This is a genomic window from Pseudomonas sp. H3_E04 (assembly GCF_054668915.1).
On the sequence record NZ_CP162797.1, the window covers coordinates 3,496,440 to 3,521,951 of the forward strand.

At 60.0% G+C, this 25,512-nt stretch carries 22 protein-coding genes; 10 read left to right on the plus strand and 12 right to left on the minus strand.

Annotation, left to right across the window (positions count from 1 at the left end):
* Nucleotides 1-6 precede the first annotated feature (6 nt).
* The 5 genes from morA (at nt 7) to AB4N53_RS15775 (ending at nt 8,463) form a co-directional block, all read left to right on the plus strand.
* Complete coding sequence (morA, locus tag AB4N53_RS15755) at nt 7-3,855, plus strand: cyclic di-GMP receptor MorA (RefSeq protein WP_460121572.1); 3,849 nt, start codon at nt 7-9, stop codon at nt 3,853-3,855.
* A gap of 231 nt (nt 3,856-4,086) precedes the next feature.
* Nucleotides 4,087-5,340, plus strand: a complete 1,254-nt coding sequence (glyA, locus tag AB4N53_RS15760; protein ID WP_460121574.1) for a serine hydroxymethyltransferase — start codon at nt 4,087-4,089, stop codon at nt 5,338-5,340.
* Between the two features lie 332 nt (nt 5,341-5,672).
* Nucleotides 5,673-6,986 (plus strand): C4-dicarboxylate transporter DctA, encoded by a 1,314-nt coding sequence (locus AB4N53_RS15765; protein ID WP_258603721.1) that lies wholly within the window; start codon nt 5,673-5,675, stop codon nt 6,984-6,986.
* A gap of 49 nt (nt 6,987-7,035) precedes the next feature.
* Complete coding sequence (locus AB4N53_RS15770; RefSeq protein WP_460121576.1) at nt 7,036-7,740, plus strand: FadR/GntR family transcriptional regulator; 705 nt, start codon at nt 7,036-7,038, stop codon at nt 7,738-7,740.
* A gap of 18 nt (nt 7,741-7,758) precedes the next feature.
* Nucleotides 7,759-8,463, plus strand: a complete 705-nt coding sequence (locus tag AB4N53_RS15775; protein WP_460121578.1) for a GntR family transcriptional regulator — start codon at nt 7,759-7,761, stop codon at nt 8,461-8,463.
* A 116-nt stretch (nt 8,464-8,579) separates the two neighbouring features.
* Here AB4N53_RS15775 and yjiA read toward each other — a convergent pair whose 3' ends face one another.
* The 3 genes from yjiA to AB4N53_RS15790 form a co-directional block, all read right to left on the minus strand.
* Nucleotides 8,580-9,551, minus strand: coding sequence for a GTPase (yjiA, locus tag AB4N53_RS15780; protein WP_460121580.1), 972 nt, complete (start codon nt 9,549-9,551; stop codon nt 8,580-8,582).
* 153 nt (nt 9,552-9,704) lie between these two features.
* The gene (locus tag AB4N53_RS15785; protein ID WP_003228401.1) at nt 9,705-9,902 is read right to left on the minus strand and encodes a YbdD/YjiX family protein; all 198 of its coding nucleotides are present in this window, start codon (nt 9,900-9,902) and stop codon (nt 9,705-9,707) included.
* 15 nt (nt 9,903-9,917) lie between these two features.
* A complete protein-coding gene (locus tag AB4N53_RS15790) occupies nt 9,918-11,984 on the minus strand; it encodes a carbon starvation CstA family protein (protein ID WP_016773099.1) in 2,067 nt (688 codons plus the stop codon).
* A 159-nt stretch (nt 11,985-12,143) separates the two neighbouring features.
* On the opposite strand from AB4N53_RS15790, the gene AB4N53_RS15795 reads away from it, so the two are divergent.
* A complete protein-coding gene (locus AB4N53_RS15795; protein ID WP_460121582.1) occupies nt 12,144-12,512 on the plus strand; it encodes a PilZ domain-containing protein in 369 nt (122 codons plus the stop codon).
* Nucleotides 12,513-12,611: 99 nt separating this feature from the next.
* On the opposite strand, the gene radA is transcribed toward AB4N53_RS15795, so the two are convergent.
* Genes radA through katB form a run of 3 tightly spaced genes read right to left on the minus strand, consistent with a single transcriptional unit; the run spans nt 12,612 to nt 16,171 of the window.
* The gene (gene radA, locus AB4N53_RS15800; RefSeq protein ID WP_095181861.1) at nt 12,612-13,979 is read right to left on the minus strand and encodes a DNA repair protein RadA; all 1,368 of its coding nucleotides are present in this window, start codon (nt 13,977-13,979) and stop codon (nt 12,612-12,614) included.
* 47 nt (nt 13,980-14,026) lie between these two features.
* The gene (locus AB4N53_RS15805; RefSeq protein ID WP_460121584.1) at nt 14,027-14,572 is read right to left on the minus strand and encodes an ankyrin repeat domain-containing protein; all 546 of its coding nucleotides are present in this window, start codon (nt 14,570-14,572) and stop codon (nt 14,027-14,029) included.
* 57 nt (nt 14,573-14,629) lie between these two features.
* Nucleotides 14,630-16,171 (minus strand): catalase KatB, encoded by a 1,542-nt coding sequence (gene katB, locus AB4N53_RS15810; RefSeq protein ID WP_460121586.1) that lies wholly within the window; start codon nt 16,169-16,171, stop codon nt 14,630-14,632.
* Nucleotides 16,172-16,456: 285 nt separating this feature from the next.
* Here katB and mscL point away from each other — a divergent pair, with 285 nt between their 5' ends.
* Nucleotides 16,457-16,870, plus strand: coding sequence for a large-conductance mechanosensitive channel protein MscL (gene mscL, locus AB4N53_RS15815; RefSeq protein ID WP_024014404.1), 414 nt, complete (start codon nt 16,457-16,459; stop codon nt 16,868-16,870).
* A 45-nt stretch (nt 16,871-16,915) separates the two neighbouring features.
* Here the strand turns inward: mscL and AB4N53_RS15820 are convergent, their stop codons facing one another.
* On the minus strand, nt 16,916-17,692 hold the full coding sequence (locus AB4N53_RS15820; RefSeq protein ID WP_460121588.1) for a ferredoxin--NADP reductase: 777 nt from the start codon (nt 17,690-17,692) through the stop codon (nt 16,916-16,918).
* 315 nt (nt 17,693-18,007) lie between these two features.
* On the opposite strand from AB4N53_RS15820, the gene AB4N53_RS15825 reads away from it, so the two are divergent.
* Both AB4N53_RS15825 and AB4N53_RS15830 read left to right on the plus strand, forming a co-directional pair.
* Entirely contained in the window at nt 18,008-18,718 is a 711-nt protein-coding gene (locus tag AB4N53_RS15825; protein ID WP_460121590.1) for an autoinducer binding domain-containing protein, read from the plus strand.
* Between the two features lie 174 nt (nt 18,719-18,892).
* Nucleotides 18,893-20,017, plus strand: coding sequence for a methyltransferase (locus AB4N53_RS15830; protein WP_460121592.1), 1,125 nt, complete (start codon nt 18,893-18,895; stop codon nt 20,015-20,017).
* Nucleotides 20,018-20,089: 72 nt separating this feature from the next.
* Here the strand turns inward: AB4N53_RS15830 and AB4N53_RS15835 are convergent, their stop codons facing one another.
* The 3 genes from AB4N53_RS15835 to AB4N53_RS15845 all read right to left on the minus strand — a co-directional run bounded on the left by AB4N53_RS15835 (nt 20,090) and on the right by AB4N53_RS15845 (nt 22,798).
* Nucleotides 20,090-20,257: a DUF2474 domain-containing protein gene (locus AB4N53_RS15835; protein WP_016773090.1), complete on the minus strand. Its 168-nt coding sequence runs from the start codon at nt 20,255-20,257 to the stop codon at nt 20,090-20,092.
* Between the two features lie 84 nt (nt 20,258-20,341).
* Nucleotides 20,342-21,349, minus strand: a complete 1,008-nt coding sequence (gene cydB, locus AB4N53_RS15840; protein ID WP_016773089.1) for a cytochrome d ubiquinol oxidase subunit II — start codon at nt 21,347-21,349, stop codon at nt 20,342-20,344.
* A 3-nt stretch (nt 21,350-21,352) separates the two neighbouring features.
* Nucleotides 21,353-22,798 (minus strand): cytochrome ubiquinol oxidase subunit I, encoded by a 1,446-nt coding sequence (locus tag AB4N53_RS15845; RefSeq protein WP_024014409.1) that lies wholly within the window; start codon nt 22,796-22,798, stop codon nt 21,353-21,355.
* Nucleotides 22,799-23,193: 395 nt separating this feature from the next.
* Here AB4N53_RS15845 and AB4N53_RS15850 point away from each other — a divergent pair, with 395 nt between their 5' ends.
* Nucleotides 23,194-24,429, plus strand: a complete 1,236-nt coding sequence (locus AB4N53_RS15850; RefSeq protein ID WP_434766794.1) for an MFS transporter — start codon at nt 23,194-23,196, stop codon at nt 24,427-24,429.
* A gap of 5 nt (nt 24,430-24,434) precedes the next feature.
* Here the strand turns inward: AB4N53_RS15850 and AB4N53_RS15855 are convergent, their stop codons facing one another.
* Together AB4N53_RS15855 and AB4N53_RS15860 are read right to left on the minus strand one after the other, a co-directional pair.
* A complete protein-coding gene (locus AB4N53_RS15855; protein ID WP_460121594.1) occupies nt 24,435-24,986 on the minus strand; it encodes a DJ-1 family glyoxalase III in 552 nt (183 codons plus the stop codon).
* A gap of 67 nt (nt 24,987-25,053) precedes the next feature.
* Complete coding sequence (locus AB4N53_RS15860) at nt 25,054-25,500, minus strand: DUF4879 domain-containing protein (RefSeq protein WP_460121596.1); 447 nt, start codon at nt 25,498-25,500, stop codon at nt 25,054-25,056.
* Nucleotides 25,501-25,512: the final 12 nt, after the last annotated feature.

The following is a 25,512-nucleotide window of genomic DNA, read 5'->3' on the forward strand; positions in this document are numbered from 1 at the left end:
CACAGCTTGACCAATGTCACTCCGCCAGCCTCTGTGAGCAGCACCCCACCGGCGCCCGGCTCGCCCCTGCGCGGGACATTAAAGGGTGCGCTGGCCACCCTCGTGCTGTTATTGCTCGCGTTGCTGTTCTGGCAACTGCTCGATCAATTGCGCGAAACCCAGAAAAACCAGCGCCAGTACACCATCGATTACACCGCCGACCTCGCCGCTCAGGTCAGCCTGAACATGGCACTGAATGCGCAAATCGCCCTCAATCTGCTACCGATCGTCGAACAACCGCAAACTGCCGACGAACAGCAGATGTTGCTGCGCAAGTTGCAACGCTCGCTGCCCGACCTGCGCAGCATGGCCCTGCTCTCGCCTTCCGGCCGGATCATCAGCGACAGCGCCACTGACAGCGCCGACGCCGATTACCTGACCGAACTGGTGCGCCGCAGCCGCGCCCAGGCGCATTACTTCAGCAATGCCGATGATGGCTCGGTGGTGCATCTGCTGCTGCATCAGGCCAGCGGCAGCAGTCGCGGTTACTGGGCCTTGCGCCTGACGCCGACCTTCTTCGACTCGCTGACCAAACAGGACGCCACCGCTCTGCGCCCGCTGTGGCTGGTGGAAAACCGCCTCAACCACCAGATCATCAGTCGCGAGGCCGGGCTGCCGTCAAACAAGGCTGGCGGGCTGACGCCTGACGATGTCGCCAACACCGTACTGACCGTGCCGCTGAGCAGCAGCGACTGGCAATTGCGCGGGCTGTTCGACCGCCAGCGCGTACTGGAAGAGTTGCTACCGGCGTTCATCGGCAAGTGCCTGCTCGGCCTGGCGCTCTCGATGTTGCCGGTGATCGCGCTGCTGAACATGCGTCGGCGCCAGCGCCAGGTGCATGAAGGTCGGCGGCGTTATCAGGATATTTTCGAAGGCACCGGCGTGGCCTTGTGCGTGCTTGACCTGTCCGGCCTCAAGCAGATGTTCGACAAGGCGCAGATCCAGACCAGCGACCAGCTCAAGGCCTGGCTCGACCAACCGCAGCAGCGCCAACAGTTGCTGGCGGAAATGCGCGTCACCGAAGTCAATCAGGTCGCCCTGCAACTGCTCGATGTGCATTCCTGCGACGATGCCTGGCAACTGCTGATCGACGGCCAGCGCCATCCGCAGTGCGCGATCGGCCAGCAGATTCTCGACGCTGTCCTGCAGCAGCAGAAGCAGCTGGAACTGGAAATCAAATTGCCCAACAGCAATGGCCGCGACCAGCACCTGTGGATGGTCCTGCGCCTGCCGAGCGAGCAGCACGACTATAAAGCGGTGATCCTCAGCATCAACGACATCACCAGCCGCAAGCTGATCGAACTGTCGTTGCTGGAGCGCGAAGGCTTCTGGTCGGACGTGGTGCGCACCGTGCCGGATCATCTGTATGTGCAGGACGTGATCAGCCAGCGGATGATTTTCAGCAACCACCACCTCGGCCAGACTTTGGGCTACAACCGCACTGAACTGCATCAGATGGGCGAATACTTCTGGGAAATCCTCCTGCACCCGGAAGACGCCGATTATTACCATCGTTCCCGGCAGTTGCAGCGCCACGCCGGTTACAGCCAGCTGTTGCAATGCCAGCTGCGCTTCCGCCATCGCGACGGCAAGTGGCGGCGCTTTGACATTCGTGAACAGGCACTGGCGCGGGACAAGCACGATCAGGTCACGCGGATCATCGGCGTCGCCAAGGACATCACCGAACAGATCGAGGCCAGCGAATCGCTGCGTGACAGCGAGCAGCGTTACCGCATGCTCGCAGAAAGCATCAGCGACGTGATTTTCTCCACTGACAGCAAGCTCTCGCTGAACTACGTCAGCCCGTCGGTGCAGGCCGTGCTCGGTTACAACGCCGAATGGATTTTCCAGAACGGCTGGCAATCGATCATCGCCAATCCCGGGCAACTGAACGGCATTCATGTGCTGATGGACCGCGTCAGCAAGGCGCTGGACAAGCCCGAGCAACTGGCATTGCTGCGCAGTCAGGTGCAAACCCAGTTGTTCCTCTTCGATTGCCTGCGTGCCGACGGCCGCAAGATTCCGATCGAACTGCGCCTGGTGCTGGTGTGGGACGAACTCGGCGCATTCGAAGGTGTGCTCGGCGTTGGCCGCGATATCAGCCAGCAGCGCCGTGCGGAAAAAGATCTGCGCATGGCCGCCACGGTATTCGAGCACTCGACTTCGGCGATCCTGATCACCGACCCCGCTGGGTACATCGTCCAGGCCAACGAAGCGTTCAGTCGGGTCAGCGGCTACAGCGTCGGCGAAGTGCTCGACCAGTTGCCGAACATGCTCACTGTCGACGAGCAGCAGGATGCGCACCTGCGCTACGTGCTCAAGCAATTGCACGAGCACAGCACCTGGGAAGGCGAAGTGTGGATGAAGCGCCGCAACGGCGAGCATTACCCGGCGTGGGTCGGCATTACTGCCGTGCTCGACGATGAGGGCGATCTGGCCAGTTACGTGTGCTTCTTCAGCGACATCAGCGAGCGCAAGGCCAGCGAGCAGCGCATTCACCGCCTCGCCTATTACGACGCCCTCACCCACCTGCCGAACCGCACGCTGTTCCAGGATCGTCTGCACACCGCCCTGCAAGCGGCCGAGCGGCAGAAGTCGTGGGTGGTGTTGATGTTCCTCGACCTCGACCGTTTCAAACCGATCAACGACTCCCTCGGCCACGCCGCCGGCGACCGCATGCTCAAGGACATGGCCACGCGCCTGCTGGCCTGCGTCGATGACGATGACACCGTGGCGCGCATGGGCGGCGACGAATTCACCTTGCTGTTGCAGCATCGCTCCAACCGCGAACTGGCGCTGAACCGGGCGATTCATGTCGCCGAGCAGATTCTCGCCAGCCTGGTGCGGCCGTTCGTGCTTGAGGGTCGCGAGTTTTTCGTCACCGCCAGTATCGGCATCGCCCTGAGCCCGCAGGACGGCAACGAACTCAGCCAGTTGATGAAGAACGCCGACACGGCGATGTACCACGCCAAGGAACGCGGCAAGAACAACTTCCAGTTCTATCAGGCCGACATGAACGCCAGTGCGCTGGAACGTCTGGAGCTGGAAAGCGATTTGCGCCATGCGCTGGAGCAGAACGAATTCGTCCTGTACTACCAACCGCAGTTCAGCGGCGACGGCAAACGTTTGACCGGCGCCGAAGCGCTGCTGCGCTGGCGCCATCCCCGTCGCGGACTGGTGCCACCGGGGGATTTCATTCCGGTGCTGGAAGAGCTCGGCCTGGTGGTGGACGTTGGCGACTGGGTCATCAGCGAGGCCTGTCGACAGCTGAAAACCTGGCACCAGCAGCGGGTGCGGGTGCCGAAGGTCTCGGTGAACATCTCCGCACGGCAGTTCTCCGACGGCCAGTTGGGCACGCGGATCGCGACGATCCTGCGCGAAACCGGCCTGCCCCCGGCGTGTCTGGAGCTGGAATTGACCGAAAGTATCCTGATGCGCGAAGTCAGCGAAGCGATGCAGATTCTCGCCGGGCTGAAAAACCTCGGCCTGAGCATCGCGGTCGACGACTTCGGCACCGGTTATTCATCGCTCAACTACCTCAAGCAATTCCCGATCGACGTGCTGAAGATCGACCGCACCTTTGTCGATGGGCTGCCGTCCGGCGAACAGGACGCGCAGATCGCCCGCGCCATCATCGCCATGGCCCACAGCCTGAACCTGGCGGTGATCGCCGAGGGCGTGGAAACCCATGAGCAACTGGACTTCCTGCGCGAGCATGGCTGCGATGAGGTGCAGGGATATCTGTTTGGTCGGCCGATGCCGGCGGGACGGTTTGCAGCGCAGTTCTGTAACGACGCATTGTTCATGTTCGACTGAACATCTGCGGCGCGCCCTTCGCGAGCAGGCTCGCTCCCACAGGAGAATGCATTGCAGCAGGGGAATGCATCTCAAATGTGGGAGCGAGCCTGCTCGCGAAGAGGCCGGTAAAAGCACCGCACATCTGTCATGAACGCCGCTTGTCTGCGACATGATGTCGTTTCATATGTCATCCAAAAGCGGTTGGGTTAGAATGCCCCCCTTTTCTGCCCCCGATCCTTGAGGACCGCCATGTTCAGCCGTGATTTGACTATTGCCAAGTACGACGCCGACCTTTTTGCCGCCATGGAGCAAGAAGCTCAGCGTCAGGAAGAACACATTGAGCTGATCGCTTCGGAAAACTACACCAGCCCAGCGGTGATGGAAGCTCAAGGCTCGGTCCTGACCAACAAGTACGCCGAAGGCTATCCGGGCAAGCGTTACTACGGTGGTTGCGAATACGTTGACGTGGTTGAGCAACTGGCCATCGACCGCGCCAAGGAACTGTTCGGCGCCGATTACGCCAACGTTCAGCCGCACGCCGGCTCCCAAGCCAACGCTGCGGTGTACCTGGCGCTGCTGTCGGCTGGCGACACCATTCTGGGCATGAGCCTGGCACACGGCGGTCACCTGACCCACGGCGCCAGCGTTTCCTCCTCGGGCAAGCTGTACAACGCCATCCAGTACGGCATCGACGCCAACGGCCTGATCGACTACGACGAAGTCGAGCGCCTGGCGGTCGAGCACAAGCCGAAAATGATCGTCGCCGGTTTCTCGGCCTACTCGCAGATCCTCGACTTCCCGCGCTTCCGCGAAATCGCTGACAAGGTTGGCGCCTACCTGTTCGTCGACATGGCTCACGTCGCCGGTCTGGTCGCCGCTGGCGTCTACCCGAACCCGGTACCGTTCGCCGACGTCGTGACCACCACCACCCACAAGACCCTGCGCGGTCCACGTGGCGGTCTGATCCTCGCCAAGGCGAATGCCGACATCGAGAAGAAGCTCAACTCCGCAGTATTCCCGGGCGCCCAGGGTGGCCCACTGGAGCACGTGATCGCTGCTAAAGCGATCTGCTTCAAGGAAGCGCTGCAGCCTGAGTTCAAGACTTACCAGCAACAAGTGGTGAAGAACGCCAAGGCCATGGCCGAAGTGTTCATCGCGCGCGGTTTTGACGTGGTATCGGGCGGTACTGAAAACCACCTGTTCCTGCTGTCGCTGATCAAGCAGGACATCTCCGGTAAAGACGCCGACGCCGCACTGGGCAAAGCGTTCATCACCGTGAACAAGAACTCCGTGCCTAACGATCCACGCTCGCCGTTCGTGACTTCCGGCCTGCGCTTCGGTACTCCGGCTGTCACCACTCGCGGTTTCAAAGAAGCCGAGTGCAAAGAGCTGGCCGGCTGGATCTGCGACATCCTGGCTGACCTGAACAACGAAGCGGTGATCGACGCCGTTCGCGAGAAAGTCAAAGCCATCTGCAAGAAACTGCCGGTATACGGCGCTTGATGCGACGTTAAATCCGCAGCATGAAAAACCGGCCAAGTGATTGGCCGGTTTTTTTTCGCCTGCAATTCACCTGTAGGAGCTGCCGAAGGCTGCGATCTTTTTATCTGGATTTTAAAAACAAGATCAAAAGATCGCAGCCTTCGGCAGCGCCTACGCGGCTTTGGCCACTGGTCAGACCGGTCATGCCAATTTCATGTTTCCCCCTTGTAATCAGGAAAAAACCAAGCCTAGACTGCGCCTGCACTGGACATACCGGTAAGACCACAATAATTAAGTCCTGAATCTGATGCGCCACGCGCACGGCAGCCAGGACACCGACCAGGATTCCTCCCATGCTCAGATGGTGCTCGCGTTCAATCTTCCTCCAAGTGGTTCTCGGACTGATGCTCGGCATCGTCTGCGGGCTGACCCTTCCTGAATACTCCGCCCAACTGAAACCGCTCGGCGATGGCTTCATCAAATTGATCAAGATGCTCATCGGCCTGATCGTGTTCTGCGTGGTGGTCAGCGGCATCAGCGGCGCGGGCGATCTGAAGAAGGTCGGGCGCATTGGCCTCAAATCGGTGATCTACTTTGAAGTGCTGACCACCATCGCTCTGGTGATCGGCCTGGTGTTCGCCTTCAGCACCGGCATTGGCAGCGGCGCGAACATTCATCTGGAGCAACTCTCCAGCGCCGACATGGGCGACCTCGCCGAGCGTGGCCAGCACATGCACACCACTACACAATTCCTGATGGACCTGATCCCGACCTCGGTGATCGGTGCCTTCGCTGACAACAATATTCTGCAGGTGCTGCTGTTTTCGGTGCTGTTCGGCAGTGCGCTGAATCTGGTTGGCGAAGCCGCTTCGGGAATCTCGCGGCTGATCAACGAACTCAGCCACGTGATCTTCCGCATCATGGGCATGATCGTGCGTCTGGCGCCGATCGGCGTGTTCGGCGCCATCGCCTTCACCACCAGTAAATACGGCCTCGATTCGCTGCAGCACCTGGGCAGTCTGGTCGGTCTGTTCTACCTGACCTGCATCGCCTTCGTCGCGCTGATCCTCGGTCTGGTGATGCGCGTCTCCGGTCTGCGCATGTGGCCGCTGCTCAAGTACCTGCGTGAAGAACTGCTGATCGTGATGGGCACCGCCTCTTCCGACGCCGTGCTGCCGCAGATCATGCGCAAGCTCGAACACCTCGGTATCGGCAGCTCGACGGTCGGTCTGGTGATTCCAACCGGGTACTCGTTCAACCTCGACGGTTTCTCGATCTATCTGACCCTGGCCATCGTGTTCATCGCCAATGCCACCGGCACACCGCTGGCGATGACCGATTTGCTGACGATTCTGCTGGTTTCGCTGATCACCTCCAAAGGCGCCCATGGCATTCCCGGTTCGGCGCTGGTGATTCTCGCCGCGACGCTGACGGCGATCCCGGCGATTCCGGTGGTCGGTCTGGTGCTGGTATTGGCCGTGGACTGGTTCATGGGCATCGGCCGGGCGCTGACCAATCTGATCGGCAACTGCGTCGCCACCGTGGCCATCGCCCGCTGGGAAAAGGACATCGACGTGCAGCGCGCGAACAAGGTGCTCAACGGCGAGCAGGGCTATAACTTTCAACCGCGAAAAACCGTCGCTCAGGCGGCGGCCAAAGAATTCTGAATGAGTGCCGTGCCTGCCAATGCGCAGGCACGGCGCAGGGAGCCAATACGTGATTACAACTTCAACCGTCGTCAACTCAGTGGTGGAAAAACTCCGCGCCGCGTTGGCCCGTGGCCAGTGGCGCTCCGGCGATATGCTGCCGGGCCAGCGTGAACTGGCCGAACAACTGGGCATCAGCCGACCGAGCCTGCGCGAAGCGGTGATCGTCCTCGAAACCCTTGGTCTGGTGCGCTCGATGCCGGGCAAAGGCGTGATCGTGCTCGATGCGCAACTCAGTGACAGCCAGAGCCACGACAGCGCGGTAGCCGGCGCCAGTCTCGAAGACGTGCTGCAACTGCGCTACACCCTTGAGCCGTTCATTGTCGGGCTGGTCGCGCAATCGATCAGCAGCAAGGAAGTCGGCCAGTTGCGCCTGACCCTGATGGACATGCGCGAAGCCCTCGAGGCCGGTGACAGTGAAGCCGGAGTCAGTGCCTACATCGCTTTTCACGAAGAACTGTTCACGCTGACCTCCAACCCGATTTTCCAGAGCGTGGTACAGCAGACCAGCAACGCGCTCAAGCAAAGCGCCGAAGTGTTGCGTAATTCACCGGAACATCTGGCCGAACGCCTGGAAGAAAACGAAGCTGTGGTTCGCGCGATCCGCAGCAAGAACAGCGCCCAGGCCAGCACCGAAATGCGCCGGCACATTCTGCGCGAAGGCCAGCGCATGGGCATCGAGCTGAATATTCCGGATGACAACCTGCCCAACTGATCTGCCAGGAGAACGGCCATGAACAGTTTTGCTTCAGCCTCGCATGCGCATTCGACCGCCCTGCCCGTCTCTCGCCTGGTCACGCCGACGGAGGATCTGTATCCGCGAGTGTTCGACGCGATTCTCGAGCAGCGTATTGATGAAGACAGCCGGTTTACCGAGGACAGTCTGCAAGCGATGTTCAGCGCCGGCCGCGCTGATGTGCGGCGGGTACTGACGCAATTGTCCCATGAGCAGATCGTGGTATTGCGCGCCAATCATCGACCGCGAGTGGCCGCGCCTGATCGGGAGCTGATCCGGCAGACCTTACATGCGCGACGGCTGGCCGAGAACACGTTGGTGCGGTTGGCGTGTCAGCGTCCGCGTGCAGATCAACTGACTAGCCTGCGTACATTGATCGAACGCGAGAAGCGCGCCGTCGAGCAGGATCGGCGCGCGGCGGCGATTCGCTTGTCTGGGGAGTTTCATCTGCTATTGGCGCAAATGGCAGAGAATGTGCCGTTAGCGCATTTTCTGCGCAGTCTGGTGCCGTTGACGTCGCTGGCGATTGCGCGAAGTGATAGCCCGACGCGAAGCTGCTGCGCGTGGCAAGAGCATGTGGCGTTGGTTGAGGTAGTGGAGCGAGGTGATGTTTCCAAGGCCGGCATGTTGATGAATCGGCATCTGGATCATCTTGAGCAGATGCTGCTGGGTTCAGACCATGGGCATTGTGCTGCTGGCTAGATCGCTTTCGCGAGCAGGCTCGCTCCCACAGTGGACCGCATTCTGTCAGGAGGAATGCAATCCACTGTGGGAGCGGGCTTGCCCGCGAAGGGGCCATCAATGACAACACAGCCTCATCAGCCCGCCACTACTTTGGCAAACCCCGCCCGAATCTTCTCTTGCGGCAAGTCATCGGCAATAAACACGATCACACTCTCGCGCGTCTCGCCCTCGGCCCATTCGGTGTCCCAGTCGAAACCATAGAGTTTCAGCACGCCCTGAAATACCAGCCGCCGGTCTTCGCCGGCAATGTTCAGCACGCCTTTGTAGCGCAGCAATTGCTTGCCGTGCTCTTCCAGCAGTTCGTTCATGAACTCGCTGAGCTGATCGATATCCAGCGCCTGATCGGTGCGCAGCACCAGGCTGGAGATGCGATCGATCGACGGCGCCTTGCTCACCGGACGCAGGCTCAAACCGCCGCCCAGATCAGCGTTTAGGTTGAAGCCGCGCACATCCAGCAGTTCGGCCAGATCGATGTTGCCATGCTCGACCACGCGGATCGGCGCACGACGGTTGATTCGGGTGAGGCGTTCGCTCAGCGCGTCGAATGTCGCTGCGTCGACCAGATCGGTCTTGCTCACCAGCAAGCGATCAGCGAAACCGATCTGCGCCTGGGCGATGGTCTGGGTCAGGTGCACGTCGGCGTGGGCCGCGTCGACCAAGGTGATGATGCCGTCGAGCAGGTAACGCTCGCGCAGCTCTTCGTCGATGAAAAACGTCTGCGCCACCGGTGCCGGATCGGCCAGACCGGTGCATTCGATTACCAGACGGTCAAAGGCGATCTCGCCGCTGTCCAGGCGCTCGAGCAGCAAGTACAGCGCCTTGGTCAAGTCGGTGTGAATGGTGCAGCAGACGCAGCCGTTGGCCAAGGTCATGACTTGCACCGGCTCATCACCCAGCAACTGAGTGTCGATGCCGGCGTCGCTGAATTCGTTTTCGATCACGGCGATTTTCAGGCCGTGCTCGGCTTTCAATAAATGGCGCAGCAAGGTGGTCTTGCCGGCGCCGAGGAAACCGCTGAGTACCGTTACCGGGATGGGAGAAGACAAAACCCGATCTCCTGAAAAGAACACAAAAACAAATGTGGGAGCGAGCCTGCTCGCGAAAGCGGTGTATCAGTCAAATCCTTCATCAACTGACACTCCGTATTCGCGAGCAGGCTCGCTCCCACAGGGGATTACCTCAACTTCTGCGCTGTCAGCTCAACAGCACTTCGGCCCACCCTTGCCACCGTAACGGGCTTCCTGACGTTCGCGAAAGAACATCTCGTAGCTCATCACCGGTTTGTCCGGGTGTTTGGTTTGCATATGCTCGACGTAGGTGTCGTAGTCGGGCATGCCGACCATCAGGCGCGCGGCCTGACCGAGGTATTTACCGAGGCGACTCAGGTCATTGAACATGGTGCAATCCTCTGGTTACGCATCCGGCAGGGCCTGGAATGGCGATTCTTTATCCGTACGCTCTTTTTTGCCCCAGGCGGCGATGCCGACCTTGAGCGCATAGAACAGGATGCTGAAGACCACGAACAGGAACAGCGCGGTGAGTGTGGCGTTGGTGTAGGCGTTGAAGATCACGTGCTGCATCTGCTCGACGCTTTTCGCCGGTGCCAGCACCTGACCATTGGCCAGCGCATCGCTGTACTTCTTGGCCAGGGACAGGAAGCCGATCGCCGGGTTGGCGTCGAACAGCTTGATGAAGCCAGCCGTGGTGGTGCAGATCAACAGCCAGGTGGCCGGCAACAGGGTGACCCAGATGTAGCGCTGGCGCTTCATCTTGATCAGGACCACGGTGCCGAGCATCAGCGCGATACCGGCGAGCATCTGGTTGGAGATGCCGAACAATGGCCACAGGGTGTTGATGCCGCCCAGTGGATCGATCACGCCCTGATACAGCAACCAGCCCCACATCGCCACACAACCGGCGGTGGCGATCAGGTTGGCACCCCACGATTCAGTACGCTTGAGCGCCGGTACGAAGGAGCCGAGCAGATCCTGCAGCATGAAGCGCCCGGCACGGGTGCCGGCGTCCACAGCGGTGAGGATGAACAGCGCTTCGAACAGGATCGCGAAGTGGTACCAGAACGCCATGGTGTTTTCACCCGGCAGGACACTGTGCAGGATCTGCGCAATACCGACCGCCAGGGTCGGCGCACCACCGGCGCGAGCCAGGATGGTGGTCTCGCCGATGTCATGGGCAACCGCTTGCAGCGCTTCCGGCGTAATCGCAAAGCCCCAGCTCGTGACAACCTGCGCCACCGAAGCGACGTCACTGCCGACGACTGCTGCCGGGCTGTTCATGGCGAAGTACACGCCCGGCTCGATCACCGAAGCGGCAACCATGGCCATGATCGCCACGAACGATTCCATCAGCATGCCGCCGTAACCGATGTAGCGGGCGTTGGTTTCGTTATCCAGCAGCTTCGGCGTGGTGCCCGACGAGATCAGCGCGTGGAAACCCGATACCGCGCCGCAGGCGATGGTGATGAACAGGAACGGAAACAGACCGCCCTTCCACACCGGCCCGGTGCCGTCGACGAACTGGGTCAGCGCCGGCATTTTCAGCTCGGGCATGGTGATCAGGATGCCGATCGCCAGGGCGACGATGGTGCCGATCTTGAGGAAGGTCGACAGGTAGTCACGCGGCGCCAGGATCAGCCACACCGGCAGCGATGCAGCGACAAAACCGTAACCGACCAGCATCCAGGTAATCTGCACGCCGGTGAAGGTGAAGGCTTTGGCCCATACCGGATCGGCAGCAATCTGCCCGCCCAGCCAGATCGAACCGAGCAGCAGCAACACACCGACCACAGAGATTTCGCCGATGCGGCCCGGGCGGATGTAGCGCATGTAGATGCCCATGAACATCGCGATCGGGATGGTCGCCATCACGGTGAAGATGCCCCACGGGCTCTCGGCCAGGGCCTTGACCACGATCAGCGCCAGCACCGCGAGGATGATGATCATGATCAGGAAGCAGCCGAACAGCGCGATGGTCCCGGGAATGCGGCCCATTTCTTCACGCACCATATCGCCCAGGGAACGGCCGTTGCGTCGGGTCGACATGAACAGGACCATGAAGTCCTGCACCGCGCCCGCCAGCACCACACCGGCAATCAGCCAGAGTGTGCCGGGCAGATACCCCATCTGCGCCGCCAGCACCGGACCGACCAGCGGCCCCGCGCCAGCGATGGCCGCGAAGTGGTGACCGAAAAGAATGTGTTTGTTGGTCGGCACATAGTCCAGACCATCGTTGTTGAGCACGGCGGGGGTGGCCCGACGCGGATCCAGTTGCATCACGTTGTTGGCGATGAACAGACTGTAGTAACGGTACGCAACCAGATAAATGGCCACGGCAGCGACCACAATCCACAAGGCGTTGATCGCCTCGCCGCGGCGCAATGCCACTACGCCCAGGGCGCACGCTCCTACGATTGCCAGCACGAGCCAGGGTAAGTGGCGCAGCAGGCTATTATTATTTTTCATTTTATTATTCCAGCCAGGGTGGACAAGAAAGACAGCCACCCCGAGTTTAGCGCTTACGGCGCCAAAGGCCATACCCCGACATAGGTCTAGACGCTTGAGCGATTGGCTGGCGCCCGCATTCGCGGTCTATAGTCAGCGAACCTTCATGAGGATTGCGCCATGAGTGAGCACCCTGCCAATCGACGTCGTTTCAAACGTATTGCGTTCGATGCCCGAACCGAGCTGAAACAGGGCGAGTACATCTGGCCGGTCAAACTGATCGACCTGTCGCTCAAGGGCCTGCTGATCGAGCGACCGGAGCCGTGGCTGGGGGACAAAGAGCAGGACTTCGTCGTCGACATTCATCTGAGCGAAGACGTCGATATCGAAATGGATGTGCATCTGGCTCACGAGGAGAACGGGCATTTGGGGTTCATCTGCCGGCATATCAGCCTGGAATCGATCCAGCGCCTGCGGCGGCTGATCGAGCTGAATCTGGCGGATGAGGCCGAGCTGGAGCGCGAACTGGGTGCGCTGATCGAAATCTGACTTGCCCCCTGTAGGAGCTGCCGAAGGCTGCGATCTTTTGATTTTGTTTCAAGATCAAAAGATCGCAGCCTTCGGCAGCTCCTACATAGGGGATTGTGGTTACTCGAAGAGTGCGTCGAGGGCCTGCTCGAGGCGCGTCACGGCAATGATCTGCAACCCCGCCGGCGATTCCTTCGGAGCATTACCCTTCGGCACGATCGCGCGCTTGAAGCCGTGCTTGGCCGCTTCCTTCAAACGTTCCTGCCCGCTCGGCACCGGGCGCACTTCGCCGGACAGGCCGACTTCGCCGAACACCAGCAGATCATGTGGCAGCGGCCGGTTGCGCAAACTCGACATCACCGCCGCCATCAACGCCAGATCCGAAGCGGTCTCCAGCACCTTCACACCACCGACCACGTTGAGGAACACATCCTGATCGTGAGTCGGAATGCCGCCATGACGGTGCAGCACCGCGAGCAACATCGCCAATCGGTTCTGATCCAGCCCCAGCGTCACCCGACGCGGGTTGGCCAGATGACTGTCATCGACCAGCGCCTGCACCTCTACCAGCATCGGCCGGGTGCCTTCCCACGTCGCCATGACCACACTGCCCGGGACTTCTTCCTGAGCGCGGGTGAGAAAAATCGCCGACGGGTTGGAGACTTCTTTCAGACCCTTGTCGGTCATGCCGAATACGCCCAACTCGTTGACCGCGCCGAAACGGTTCTTCACCGCCCGCAGCAGACGCAGTCGACCATCGGATTCACCTTCGAAATACAGCACGGTGTCGACCATGTGTTCCAGAACACGCGGACCGGCCAGCGCGCCTTCTTTAGTGACGTGGCCGACGAGGAAAATCGCCGTGCCGCTCTGCTTGGCGTAACGCACCAGCAGCGCCGCACTTTCACGTACCTGGGACACGCCGCCCGGCGCCGATTGCAGTTGTTCGGTGAAGATGGTCTGGATCGAGTCGATGACCATCACCTTGGGCTTTTCCTGGCGGGCAGTGGCGATGATGGTTTCGATGCAGGTCTCGGTCATCACCCGCAGTTGATCCTGCGGCAGGCCGAGACGGCGTGCACGCATGGCCACTTGCTGCTGGGATTCCTCACCGGTGACGTACAGCGCCGGCATGCTCTTGGCCAGGTTGCACAAGGTCTGCAGCAGAATGGTCGACTTGCCGATCCCCGGATCACCGCCGATCAGCACCACCGAGCCATCGACCAGACCACCGCCGAGCACGCGATCAAGCTCACCGGAGGCGGTAGAAAAACGTGGGATTTCTTCGATGCTGACTTCGGCGAGCGTCTTGATCTGTGCCTGCTGCCCGGCCCAACCGGTGCGCCCGGTGGGTGCCGTGGCGCCGCCGCTTTCGATCATGGTTTCGGTCAGGGTGTTCCAGGCACCGCATTCGCCGCACTGCCCGGCCCACTTGGGAAAGGTTGCGCCGCACTCGGTGCAGCCGTACATGCGCTTGGCCTTGGCCATCAGAACCCCCGGAACAAAAGACGCGATGATAACGCAGCCATCGCCGATCAGCGCGGCGCGGCAGTACGGATTTCGCCGCTGGCCAGACGCGCGGCACTGTTGCCCAGCGGATCCTCGGCATCAAGGTCGGCGCCCTTGGCTTTCAACGCATCAAGTAATTCCAGACGTTTGAACAGCCCGGCGTACATCGCCGCAGTCTGTCCGGCGCCGTTACGTTGGTCGGGGCTGCAATCGGTGGCCATCAGGCGCCGGGCAATCTGCAACTCGCCTTTGAATATCGCGCCCATCAGCGCCGTGTTGCCACGTTGATCCTGAGCACAGGCGTCCGCGCCCGCTGCCAACAGTCGCTCAACCGCCGGCGCCTGACCGTGATAGGCCGCCAGAATCAGCGCGGTGTAACCCTTGCTGTCGCGGGTATCAAGGGAATAGCCGGATTCGATAAAGGTCTCGAGCATCGGCACGTCGCCGCGGCGGGCAGCGTCGAAATAATAATCCTGCAACTGCGCCTTGATCGCCTCGGGATTTTGCTCGACCGGTGCCGCCCAGGTGAGGGGCGACAGGCACGCGGCCAGGCCTAAAAGAAACATACGCATCGGGCTCTCCTTGAGCGCACGCGAGGCGGGACAGCCCTCACGTGCGCCGCATCGCTATCAGTCGGTCAGTTTGGCCGCCAGCGCTTTCACACGGCTGAGGTCGCCCTTGGCCACTTCGGTCACACCGCTGCCGTACTCAGGGTCGGCCTTGTACAGGAAGGACAGGATGATGTGCTTGCTTTCGTCATCGGTGGTGGCGAGCGAGCCGCCGAAGCTGTCGATCAGGTCGCGGCGTTCCTGCTTGCTGTACGAGCGATACAGATCACCGGCCTGCTTGAAGTTCTGCTCACGCTGAATCTTCGCCTGCTGGGTGCTGCCCGCCAGCGCCGACTGGCTGTAACGCGCCGCTGGCGTTTCTTCACGCGGTTGCAGGCGGCTTGGCTGGTAGTTGACGCCGGACTGGCTGGCGCCAAAATTCATCGCACCATCCTGATTGCCATTGTTCACTGCGGTTTTCGGTGCGTTGATCGGCAATTGCAATGCGTTGGCACCGAGGCGATACATCTGCGTATCGGCATAAGAGAACACTCGACCCTGCAACAGACGATCTTCCGAAGGCTCGATACCCGGAACTACGTTGGCCGGCGCCATGGCCACTTGTTCGGTTTCCTGGAATACATTCGCCGGATTGCGGTTCAAGACCATTTGTCCAACTTTGCGTTCGGGAATACCCGGCCAGATCTTGGTTGCATCCAATGGATCGAAATCAAACTTGGACAAATCCTGCGGCTTGAGAACTTGCACGTACAAGTCCCACTTCGGAAAGTTGCCTTTGTTGATATTGCTGACCAGGTCATTGGTCATATGGCTGTAATCCTGACCCTGAACTTTGCCAACCTGTTTTGGCCGCAGATTATTAATCCCCTGCAAGCTCTTCCAGTGAAACTTCACATAGTGAACTTCATTTTTTGCATTGATCAGCTTGTAGGCATGAACGCCATTACCATCCATCTCGCGATAACTGGCCGGCGTACCGTAGTTGGAATACAACTCGGTCAGTGTCCGGGTCGCTTCCGGTACATGGGAGAAGAAATCAAACCGGCGTGAATCGTCGTCGAGGTTGGTGCGTGGATCGGGCTTGAAGGCGTGCACCATGTCCGGGAATTTGATCGCATCGCGGATGAAGAAGGTCGGGAAATTGTTGCCGACCAGATCCCAATTGCCGTCAGCGGTGTAGAACTTGGTGGCGAAGCCGCGCGGATCACGCAGGGTTTCCGGGGAGTGGTTGCCGTGCACCACCGCCGAAAAGCGCACGAATACCGGAGTGCTCTGGCCGGCGGCGAATACCTTGGCCTTGCTCAGATCGCTGAGGTCATTGGTCACGGTAAAGGTGCCGTGGGCGCCGGTGCCGCGTGCATGCACGACACGCTCGGGGATGCGCTCACGGTCGAAGCGCTGCAGCTTCTGGATCAACTGCACATCCTGCAGCAGCACCGGGCCGGTGGCGCCAGCGGTTTGCGAGTTCTGATTGTCACCGACCGCAGCGCCGTTATCGCGAGTCAGCGGAGCGGCATTGACTGAAAAGGTCAGCAGGCTGGCGGTCAGCACACCGAAGGTGCGGCGATGGGGAAAAGCCCCCAGTCCAGGAATGGATGTCATATCAGGTTCCTCTGGTTTTATTGGGCGCATCCAGGTGCGCCACACCAAGGCTAGAGGCCTGTGCCGCTGAACATAAATAGAAAGAACGTAACACCATGATTGAGGAAATTGGCTGTGCAATCAGCGCTTTACCGCGTATTTCGCGCGCGATTGCTGGCATTTTGCAAACTAATCGTCAATTGATGTGTCGATAAAAACGGGCATTGTAAGAAGGTGTTTCGCGCAGGAGGCGTTTCGCTGAATTACACTGCCAACACCAAACTCATCTGTAACAAGGAAATAACTATGGGCGTGCTTAGCGAGTTCAAGGCCTTCGCGGTCAAAGGCAATGTGGTCGATATGGCCGTCGGTATCATCATTGGCGCAGCGTTCGGCAAGATTGTTTCGTCGTTTGTCGGCGACGTGATCATGCCGCCGATCGGCCTGTTGATCGGTGGGGTCGACTTCAGTGATCTGGCCGTCACGCTCAAAGCCGCCCAGGGCGATGCGCCCGCCGTGGTCCTGGCTTACGGCAAATTCCTGCAGACGGTGCTGGATTTCGTGATCGTCGCATTTGCGATCTTCATGGGCGTCAAGGCCATCAACCGCCTCAAGCGTGAAGAAGCCGTCGCACCCACCGCGCCGCCGATCCCTAGCAAGGAAGAGCAACTGCTTGGCGAAATCCGCGACCTGCTCAAAGCACAGAACGAGAGGCCCTGAGGCATTCGCTACACATTGCAACGGCACCCGCGGGTGCCGTTTTCGTTACCAGTAATTCTCCACGGCCACCTGCCCCGGCTTGCGCGTCAGGCTCAGGCGCATGTCGCGCTGTTTAAGCAAGGCGCGGGTGTCGTCGATCATTTGCGGATTACCGCACAGCATCACCCGCGAATGCTCTGGCGATAGCTCAACGCCCGCCGCTCGCTCCAGTTCGCCATTTTCGATCAACGTGGTGATCCGGCCCTGCAGCGCGCCGGGGTGTGCTTCACGGGTCACAGTGGGGATGAATTGCAGCTTGTGGGCGTATTCGCTCAGATAGTCACGTTGCGCCAACCCGGCGATCAACTCCTGATAAGCCAGTTCCCGTGCTTCGCGCACGCTGTAAACCAGAATGATCCGCTCGAATTTCTCCCAGACTTCGAAGTCCTGCAGGATCGACAGAAACGGCGCTACTCCGGTGCCGGTGGACAGTAACCAAAGGTCTCGGCCATCGACAAAGCGATCCAGCGTCAGATAACCAAACGCCTGGCGCTCGACCATCAAAGTGTCGCCGACCTGGAGCCGGCTCAACTCACTGGTGAATTCACCGCCCGGCACAACAATGGAAAAGAACTCGAGAAACTCGTCGAACGGCGATGAGACCATCGAATACGCGCGCCAGACCGTGCTGCCATCGTCCTTGGTCACGCCCAGCCGGGCGAACTGGCCGGCACGAAAGCGAAAGCCGGGATCGCGGCTGGTGCGCAGCGTGAACAGGTTCGGGGTCAACGGTCGCACATCGAGCAAGGTCTGGGTGGTGTACTTCTCGGCGCTGGCAGTCATGAGGCACTCCTTGAAACAATTCCTCCCAGTGTCCCGCAAAATCGAGCTGGCAAACACTCGTGATTGGTAATGGTATTGATAACAGCGGCACTGCGATGTTGCATGTGCCGCCAGAGTCAGTTCTGGAGCAATAACTTTAATATGGCATTTAAAATATAACAGCCTGTATTGCTAAGAACACTTTATAAAAAACATCAAAGTTTCAATCTCGAAATAATGTAAGGCGATTCGCAGGAAAGATCCTACACTTCGATTCGTGCCGGATCTTTTGGATCCATTTGGCGCCCCGATATCAGGCTATGGAGGCGATAGTTCATGGAAACGTGGAAGGAATCACAATTAAAACAACTGACGTTTGCGAAGGGCATAGAATCGGCTTATGCAATATTGCTGAGATTCGCCGAAAACCTGGGCTTTAATTTCTGCGCCATCACCGTCACGTCAGCCAATCGCGAAGTGCATCTTAACGCCTTGCAAATCAATAACTATCCGAAAGAATGGAACGTCCAGTACAAAAAAGAGAACTACCGGAATATCGATCCGGTGATAGCGCATTGCACTCACTCAATATTGCCGATCGTTTGGGAGGAGACCGTGTTTTCAGACGCGCCCGAACTGTGGCAGGCGCTGAAACAGAACGGACTGCAACATGGCTGGTCGCAAGCGTTTCATGACGAAGCCAGCGGTTTGTGCAGCATCATCAGCCTGGCGCGCACCCATTGCCCGATCAGCCCGCTCGAGCTGTACGAGCATTATGGTTATCTGTTCTACGCCAACCAGCACCTCAGCGAATTGTATGCCCGCACCATTCCCCTGCAGGCCAAGCCCAGCAAGCCCAGGCTATCGTCCCGGGAGCTGGAGATCATGAAACTGTCCGCTGTGGGAAAAACCGCTCACGATATCTCGCGGATCCTCAGCCTGAGCGAACGCACCGTTAACTACCATGTGCAAAACGTCATCGAGAAATTCAACGTCTGCAACAAGATTTCTGCGGTGATTGCCGCCGCTCGTGCCGGGATCATCTGACAGCTGAGCGTTATCGCGCGGTAATCCTGCAAGTATTTACGCGCAAAAAAACGTACCATTCAGGCCTTTCCGAGTGATGACGCATCCTGCTTGCGCCGCAGTCCACTCGGTCGGATCCCGTCGCACGATCTGCCGGCAACGGGATATCTGCCGAATATCCTGAGTCCCCGCCCCATGCCCTTGCTCGAAACGCCTTTCGCCCAGCTCGACCTGATCCGCCAGCCTGAACAGCAAAATGAACCGCTGCAAGCGTTCGACGCGGCGGACGAATACCTGCTCAATCATCTCGCCAGCGAACAACCTGAGAGCCGCACGCGCGTGCTGGTGCTCAATGACAGCTTTGGCGCCTTGGCGATCAGTCTGCTGGGCAAGGTCGAGATCAGCAGCAGCGGCGACTCGTTCCTGGGTTTCCTCGGGCTGGAAAAGAATCTGCTGCGCAATGGCCAGGCGTTCGACGCGATCCGTCCGATACCGGCCAGTGAGCCTTTGGTCGGGCCGTTTGATCGGGTACTGATCCGCGTCCCCAAAACCCTGGCGCTGCTGGAGGAGCAATTGATCCGCCTGCAAGGGCAACTCGCTCCCGGTGCGCAAGTGATCGCCGCCGCCATGGTCAAGCATCTGCCGCGTGCTGCTGGCGACCTGCTGGAGCGCTACATCGGCCCGGTCCAGGCGTCGCTGGCCGTGAAGAAAGCCCGACTGCTGATCGCCACGCCTGACACCAAAGCGCCCGCCACATCGCCCTACCCGACTCGTTATCGTCTCGACGAGCCGGCAATCGAATTGCTCAACCACGCCAACGTCTTCTGCCGCGAAGGCCTCGACATCGGCACTCGCGCGTTTCTGCCGCATCTGCCGAAAAACCTTGGCAATTCGCGAGTCGCCGACCTGGGTTGCGGTAATGGTGTTCTGGCAATTGCCAGCGCCTTGCAGAACCCGGATGCACATTACACGCTGGTCGACGAATCGTTCATGGCAGTGCAATCGGCTGCCGAGAACTGGCGCGCAGCGTTGGGCGATCGTGAAGTCATCGTGCGCGCTGGCGACGGTCTGGCCGGGCAGGCGCCGCAGTCACTGGACGTGGTGCTGTGCAACCCACCGTTCCATCAGCAACAGGTGGTCGGCGACTTCCTCGCCTGGCGCATGTTCCAGCAGGCGCGCGAGGCACTGGTGGTCGGCGGTGCGCTATACATTGTCGGCAATCGGCATCTGGGCTATCACAGCAAACTGGCGCGCCTGTTCCGCGGTGTCGAGCAAGTGGCGGCCACGCCGAAATTCGTCATCCTCAAGGCGCGCAAATAAGTCTGCGGCATAAAAAAACCCTCCGTGAGGAGGGTTGCAAATCCAGACCCGAAGGCGCCGGAACCGGATGTTTCAGTGGGTGGTCAGACCCGCGGCATTCATGAACATGCGCATCAGGCTGGCGGCGATGAACAACACGCCGACACTGCCAACCCAGATCAGGGCCAACCAGCCGAGCCGCTGCCACAGCGGCTTTTTTTCGGCTTCTTCAATGTCGTGCAGGGAATGTTTGCCGGTCATTGCATCGATCTCCGTTAAGCCAAGGCGTCACTGCGGACGCCTTCGCGAGCAGGCTCGCTCCCACAGGGCAAGCCCAGCATGGGATTAGTGATAACCGTCTTCGTGGGTGACCTTGCCGCGGAACACGTAGTAGCTCCAGAAGGTATACCCCAGGATGAACGGGATGATGAACAGCGTGCCGACCAGCATGAAGCCCTGACTTTGCGGCGGCGCGGCGGCGTCCCAGATCGAGATCGACGGCGGCACGATATTCGGCCACAGGCTGATGCCCAAGCCGCTATAGCCGAGGAAGATCAGCACCAGGGTCAGCAGGAACGGCGTGTAGTTGGCGTTACGTGCCACCGCGCGAATCAGGCCGTACAAGGTGACCAGCACCAGGATCGGCACCGGCATGAACCAGAACAGATTCGGCATGCTGAACCAGCGCGAGGCGATTTCCGGATGCGACAGAGGCGTCCACAGGCTCACGATACCAATCACTGCCAACAGAACAAACGCCAGTGGCCGCGCCAGGTCATGCATCTGTTCCTGCAGCTTGCCTTCGGTTTTCATGATCAGCCAGGTGCAACCGAGCAATGCATAGGCCACCACCAGCGCCGCGCCACAGAACAGCGTGAAGGGCGTCAGCCAGTCCAGTGAACCGCCGGCGAACTGTCGGTTGACTACCGGCAAACCATCGATGAAAGCACCGAGCGCCACGCCCTGAAAGAACGTCGCCGCGATCGAACCACCGATGAACGCCTTGTCCCACAGATGACGTTTTTCATCCTTGGCCTTGAAGCGGAACTCGAAAGCCACGCCACGGAAGATCAGGCCCATCAGCATGAAGATCAGCGGCAGGTACAGCGCCGACAGCACCACCGAATAGGCCAGCGGGAATGCGCCGAACAACGCCGCGCCGCCCAGCACCAGCCAGGTTTCGTTGCCGTCCCACACGGGGGCGACCGTGTTCATCATCACATCGCGATCAGTCTTGCCGGGCACGAACGGGAAGAGAATGCCGATGCCCAGGTCGAAGCCGTCCATGACTACGTACATCATGATGCCGAAGATGATGATCACGGCCCAGATCAGCGGAAGATCGATACCCATGAGTCAAATCTCCTTGGTCAAGCGAGTGTTGTCTTCGTGCTCGCCCTCGGCCGGATCGTCGGCTGCGGACAACGGACGCGCCGGGGTGCGCTTCTTGCCTGGACCACCGTCCGGCGTTTCGCTGCCTTCGCTGATCTTCGGCCCTTTGCGCACCAGGCGCATCATGTAGCCGAGCCCGGCGCCGAACAGCGCGAAATACACCACAACGAACATGATCAGGGTGATGCTCATCTGCATGAAGCTGTGGTTGGACGAAGCATCTGCGGTGCGCATCAAGCCATAGACCACCCAAGGCTGACGGCCGATTTCAGTGGTGAACCAGCCGGCGAGAATCGCGATCAGGCCGGACGGCCCCATCCACAGAGCCAGATGCAGGAACGGCCGCGAGGTGTACAGCGAGTCACGCTTGCGCAGCCACAGGCTCCAAAGACCGGTGAAAATCATCAGGAAGCCGAGGCCGACCATGATTCGGAACGACCAGAACACGATGGTCGAATTCGGCCGGTCTTCCGGTGGGAACTCCTTCAGCGCCGGTACTTGTTTATCCAGCGAGTGGGTGAGGATCAGGCTGCCGAGGTAGGGGATCTCCACGGCGAACTTGGTGCGCTCTTCTTTCATGTCCGGCCAGCCGAACAGGATCAGCGGCGTTGCCTCGTCGCCATGGTTTTCCCAGTGGCCTTCGATCGCCGCGATTTTCGCCGGCTGATGCTTGAGCGTATTGAGGCCGTGGAAGTCGCCGATCACTGCCTGGATCGGCGCGACGATCAACGCCATCCACATGGCCATCGACAGCATGGTGCGGATCGCCGGGTTGTCCCTGCCCCGCAGCAGGTGCCAGGCCGCCGACGAGCCGACGAAGAACGCCGTTGCGACGAACGCGGCCGTGGCCATATGCATCAGGCGGTACGGGAATGACGGGTTGAAAATGATTGCCAGCCAGTCGGTGGGGATGACCTGACCGTTGACGATTTCAAAGCCTTGCGGGGTCTGCATCCAGCTGTTGGAGGCGAGAATCCAGAAGGTCGAAATCAGCGTGCCGATCGCCACCATCACCGTCGAGAAGAAGTGCAGGCCGCGCCCGACCTTGTTCCAGCCGAACAGCATGACGCCAAGGAAACCGGCTTCAAGGAAAAACGCCGTAAGCACTTCATAGGTCAGCAGCGGCCCGGTGACGGCACCGGCGAAGTCGGAGAAACGACTCCAGTTGGTGCCGAACTGATAAGCCATGACCAGCCCGGAAACCACGCCCATGCCGAAGTTGACGGCAAAAATCTTCGACCAGAAATGGTAGAGATCGCGGTAGGTGTCGTTGCGGGTCTTCAGCCACAAACCTTCGAGCACTGCCAGGTAACTCGCCAGGCCGATGGTGATGGCCGGGAACAGAATGTGGAACGAGATGGTGAACGCGAACTGAATTCGGGCGAGATCCAGAGCCTCTAAACCGAACATATGGCTTCCTCTGTCAGGTAATACGGGTAGCTGGCCCGGAGGCCTGCACCACTGCCCCCACGGATATGGAGTGCGGCGAATTCGGATTCGTTCTTTTTTTGCAACCATCGCAACGCAGGGAGTCTGGCCAAATGGCCGCCAGATCAGTTCCGGATGAGGCCTTGATCTGGATCAAGCAACGTTGAAAGAGTAGTCCCATTTTTGCCAATGAACTGCGTGGTCGTTTGCCGCGTGGCAAGTTGTCTCACTCCTTCGCAATCGAGCGGATGGCCGTTGCGCCTGATGCACGCGGCGGAAAAAATCCTTGCCTGGCTAACTGAATTGTTTCTCGTAGCAACTTCCTGTTACAGACTGGTGATAATCTCGCCGTTCACTCGTCCAAGACCTGCCTTCAGATGCCCACACAAGAGCCCCTGCTGTTACGTCACCATCGTCCGTTCATGGCCTTCTGGCTGGCGCGGATCTTTACCGCCAGCGGCTTTCAGATGCTCACCGTGGCGATCGGCTGGAATCTGTATCAACTGACCGGCAACGTGCTGGATCTGGGCCTGGTCGGGCTGGTCGAATTTGCTCCGCGCGTGCTGTTCATGCTGCACACCGGCCATGTCGCCGATCGCTATGACCGGCGCAAGGTCGCCGCGCTCTGTCAGTCGTTGCAGGCGTTGATTGCTTTGGCACTGGCCGTCGGCAGTGCCACCGATCACGTCACTCGCGAGATGATTTTCATCCTCGCCTTTCTGCTCGGCGCAGCGCGTTCGTTCGAGATGCCAACGACTCAGGCGCTACTGCCCAGCATCGTCCCCAGCGCCCTGTTCCCCCGCGCCGTCGCTGCCGCGCAATCGGCGCAACAGTCGGCAACCATCGTCGCGCCGGCACTCGGCGGCCTGCTCTATGCATTCGGCAGCGTCTGGGTCTACGGCCCGACCGTGTTGCTGTACGTGATCGCCTGCGCGCTGATGCTCAATCTGCCGGCCCGCCAGACGCCGCTGAACAAAGGCAAAGCCACCCTGGATTCGTTGCTGGCGGGGATCCGCTTTATCCGCAGCCGTCCGGACATTCTCGGCGCGATCTCGCTGGACCTGTTCGCCGTGTTGCTCGGTGGCGCCACGGCGTTGCTGCCGGTGTTCGCCAAGGACATTCTGCTGACCGGCCCGTGGGGCCTTGGCCTGTTGCGCTCGGCGCCGGCGGTGGGTGCGTTGCTGATGTCGCTGTTTCTGGCGCGATTTGCCGTGGAACGCAATGTCGGTCGGGTGATGTTCACCGCCGTCGGCATCTTCGGCGTCGCCACCATCGCGTTCGGCCTGTCGACCTCGTTCTGGTTCTCGTTGGCGGTGCTGGTGGTGCTCGGCGCGGCGGACATGATCAGCATGGTCATCCGTGCCTCGTTCGTACAACTGGAAACCCCCGATGAAATGCGCGGCCGGGTCAGCGCGGTGAACGGCCTGTTCATCGGTGCTTCAAATCAGTTAGGCGAATTCGAATCCGGCCTCACCGCCCACTGGTTCGGCACCGTGCCGGCGGTGGTCATGGGCGGGATCGGCACGCTGGTGGTGACGGGAACGTGGATCAAACTGTTCCCGACGTTGGCGAATCGGGATCGGATGCATGTGCCGGTGGAAGAGAAGGTCTGAATCCTTCAGGCCATCAACTCCCCCGCCACCCTCACCCGCAGCGCCTTTCCGCCAAGCTGCTCGACCAGAGTCAAGGCAAACTCCAGTGCCGCGCCCGAGCCTTGGGCGGTGATGCAGTTGCCGTCGACCACCACTGGTTGATCAACAAACGTACAGCCCGACAACTGATGGCTGGCACCGGACAGGCAGGTCATGCGTCGCTGGCGCAGCACGCCTGATGCTTGCAGGGCGACAGCCGGAGCTTCGCCGATGGCGGCGAACAGCCTGCCGGCGCTGGATTGGTCTTTGAGCAATTGCTGCAAGGGCTGATGCGCCGCCAGATGCCGGGAACCGACGTCGCCGCCCGGCAGGACAATCAGGTCGAAGCTTTGCGCCAGCACATCGACCAGCATGCCATCGGCAGTCAGTCGGGTGCCGCGCGCGCAGGTCAGCATGCGCCGGCCTTCGATGCTGGCGGCTATCACTTCGATGCCGGCGCGGCGCAGCACGTCGATCAAGGTCACGCTTTGCAAATCGTCGATGCCCTCGGCGAGGGCAATCAGGGCTCTGGAAGTCATGGGCGCTTTCCGCTGGATAGTCAGTCAAGCGTAGTCAGCTTTGTCCCACCCTGTGCGCAGACAGCCGTTACTTGATGTAAAGCTGGGTCGAGAGCGTGTTGCGCGGGGCGTTGATCGAGGTGTTGCTGAAGTTGAAGGTGCCTTGCTGTTTGCCCGCCAGATCGAAGGTATACAGAGAACCGACGGTTTTGCTGCCAGGCGTGCATTCGGTGAGGTTGCCGTTATCGAAGGCGCACACCGGACCTCGGGTCCCGTTGACCTCGAAACCATCCAGCGTCACGTGTGGCTGGTTCTGGCCATAGCCGACTTCCAGAACGTAGACCTTGATATTCGGCCCGCTGTGATCGCACTGGGTTTGCGGCTGGTTAGCGGCAATATCTTCCAGGCCGCAGGACGGTGACTGCACTTTGATCACCTTCACCTCGGAGAGTGGCGGCGCCGATGCCGCGAACGCTGGAGCTGTTACCAGTAGTGCTGCAATCCATCCGAAAATCCTGATCCCGCCGTTGCGCATGCCTGCCCACTC

Bases quoted from the DNA above. Each gene is read 5' to 3' on its own strand.
- glyA (WP_460121574.1), top strand. From the start codon at position 4,087: ATGTTCAGCCGTGATTTGACTATTGCCAAGTACGACGCCGACCTTTTT.
- AB4N53_RS15765 (WP_258603721.1), top strand. From the start codon at position 5,673: ATGCTCAGATGGTGCTCGCGTTCAATCTTCCTCCAAGTGGTTCTCGGA.
- AB4N53_RS15775 (WP_460121578.1), top strand. From the start codon at position 7,759: ATGAACAGTTTTGCTTCAGCCTCGCATGCGCATTCGACCGCCCTGCCC.
- AB4N53_RS15785 (WP_003228401.1), bottom strand. From the start codon at position 9,902: ATGTTCAATGACCTGAGTCGCCTCGGTAAATACCTCGGTCAGGCCGCG.
- AB4N53_RS15790 (WP_016773099.1), bottom strand. From the start codon at position 11,984: ATGAAAAATAATAATAGCCTGCTGCGCCACTTACCCTGGCTCGTGCTG.
- AB4N53_RS15795 (WP_460121582.1), top strand. From the start codon at position 12,144: ATGAGTGAGCACCCTGCCAATCGACGTCGTTTCAAACGTATTGCGTTC.
- radA (WP_095181861.1), bottom strand. From the start codon at position 13,979: ATGGCCAAGGCCAAGCGCATGTACGGCTGCACCGAGTGCGGCGCAACC.
- AB4N53_RS15805 (WP_460121584.1), bottom strand. From the start codon at position 14,572: ATGCGTATGTTTCTTTTAGGCCTGGCCGCGTGCCTGTCGCCCCTCACC.
- katB (WP_460121586.1), bottom strand. From the start codon at position 16,171: ATGACATCCATTCCTGGACTGGGGGCTTTTCCCCATCGCCGCACCTTC.
- mscL (WP_024014404.1), top strand. From the start codon at position 16,457: ATGGGCGTGCTTAGCGAGTTCAAGGCCTTCGCGGTCAAAGGCAATGTG.
- AB4N53_RS15820 (WP_460121588.1), bottom strand. From the start codon at position 17,692: ATGACTGCCAGCGCCGAGAAGTACACCACCCAGACCTTGCTCGATGTG.
- AB4N53_RS15825 (WP_460121590.1), top strand. From the start codon at position 18,008: ATGGAAACGTGGAAGGAATCACAATTAAAACAACTGACGTTTGCGAAG.
- AB4N53_RS15830 (WP_460121592.1), top strand. From the start codon at position 18,893: ATGCCCTTGCTCGAAACGCCTTTCGCCCAGCTCGACCTGATCCGCCAG.
- AB4N53_RS15835 (WP_016773090.1), bottom strand. From the start codon at position 20,257: ATGACCGGCAAACATTCCCTGCACGACATTGAAGAAGCCGAAAAAAAG.
- cydB (WP_016773089.1), bottom strand. From the start codon at position 21,349: ATGGGTATCGATCTTCCGCTGATCTGGGCCGTGATCATCATCTTCGGC.
- AB4N53_RS15845 (WP_024014409.1), bottom strand. From the start codon at position 22,798: ATGTTCGGTTTAGAGGCTCTGGATCTCGCCCGAATTCAGTTCGCGTTC.
- AB4N53_RS15850 (WP_434766794.1), top strand. From the start codon at position 23,194: ATGCCCACACAAGAGCCCCTGCTGTTACGTCACCATCGTCCGTTCATG.
- AB4N53_RS15855 (WP_460121594.1), bottom strand. From the start codon at position 24,986: ATGACTTCCAGAGCCCTGATTGCCCTCGCCGAGGGCATCGACGATTTG.
- AB4N53_RS15860 (WP_460121596.1), bottom strand. From the start codon at position 25,500: ATGCGCAACGGCGGGATCAGGATTTTCGGATGGATTGCAGCACTACTG.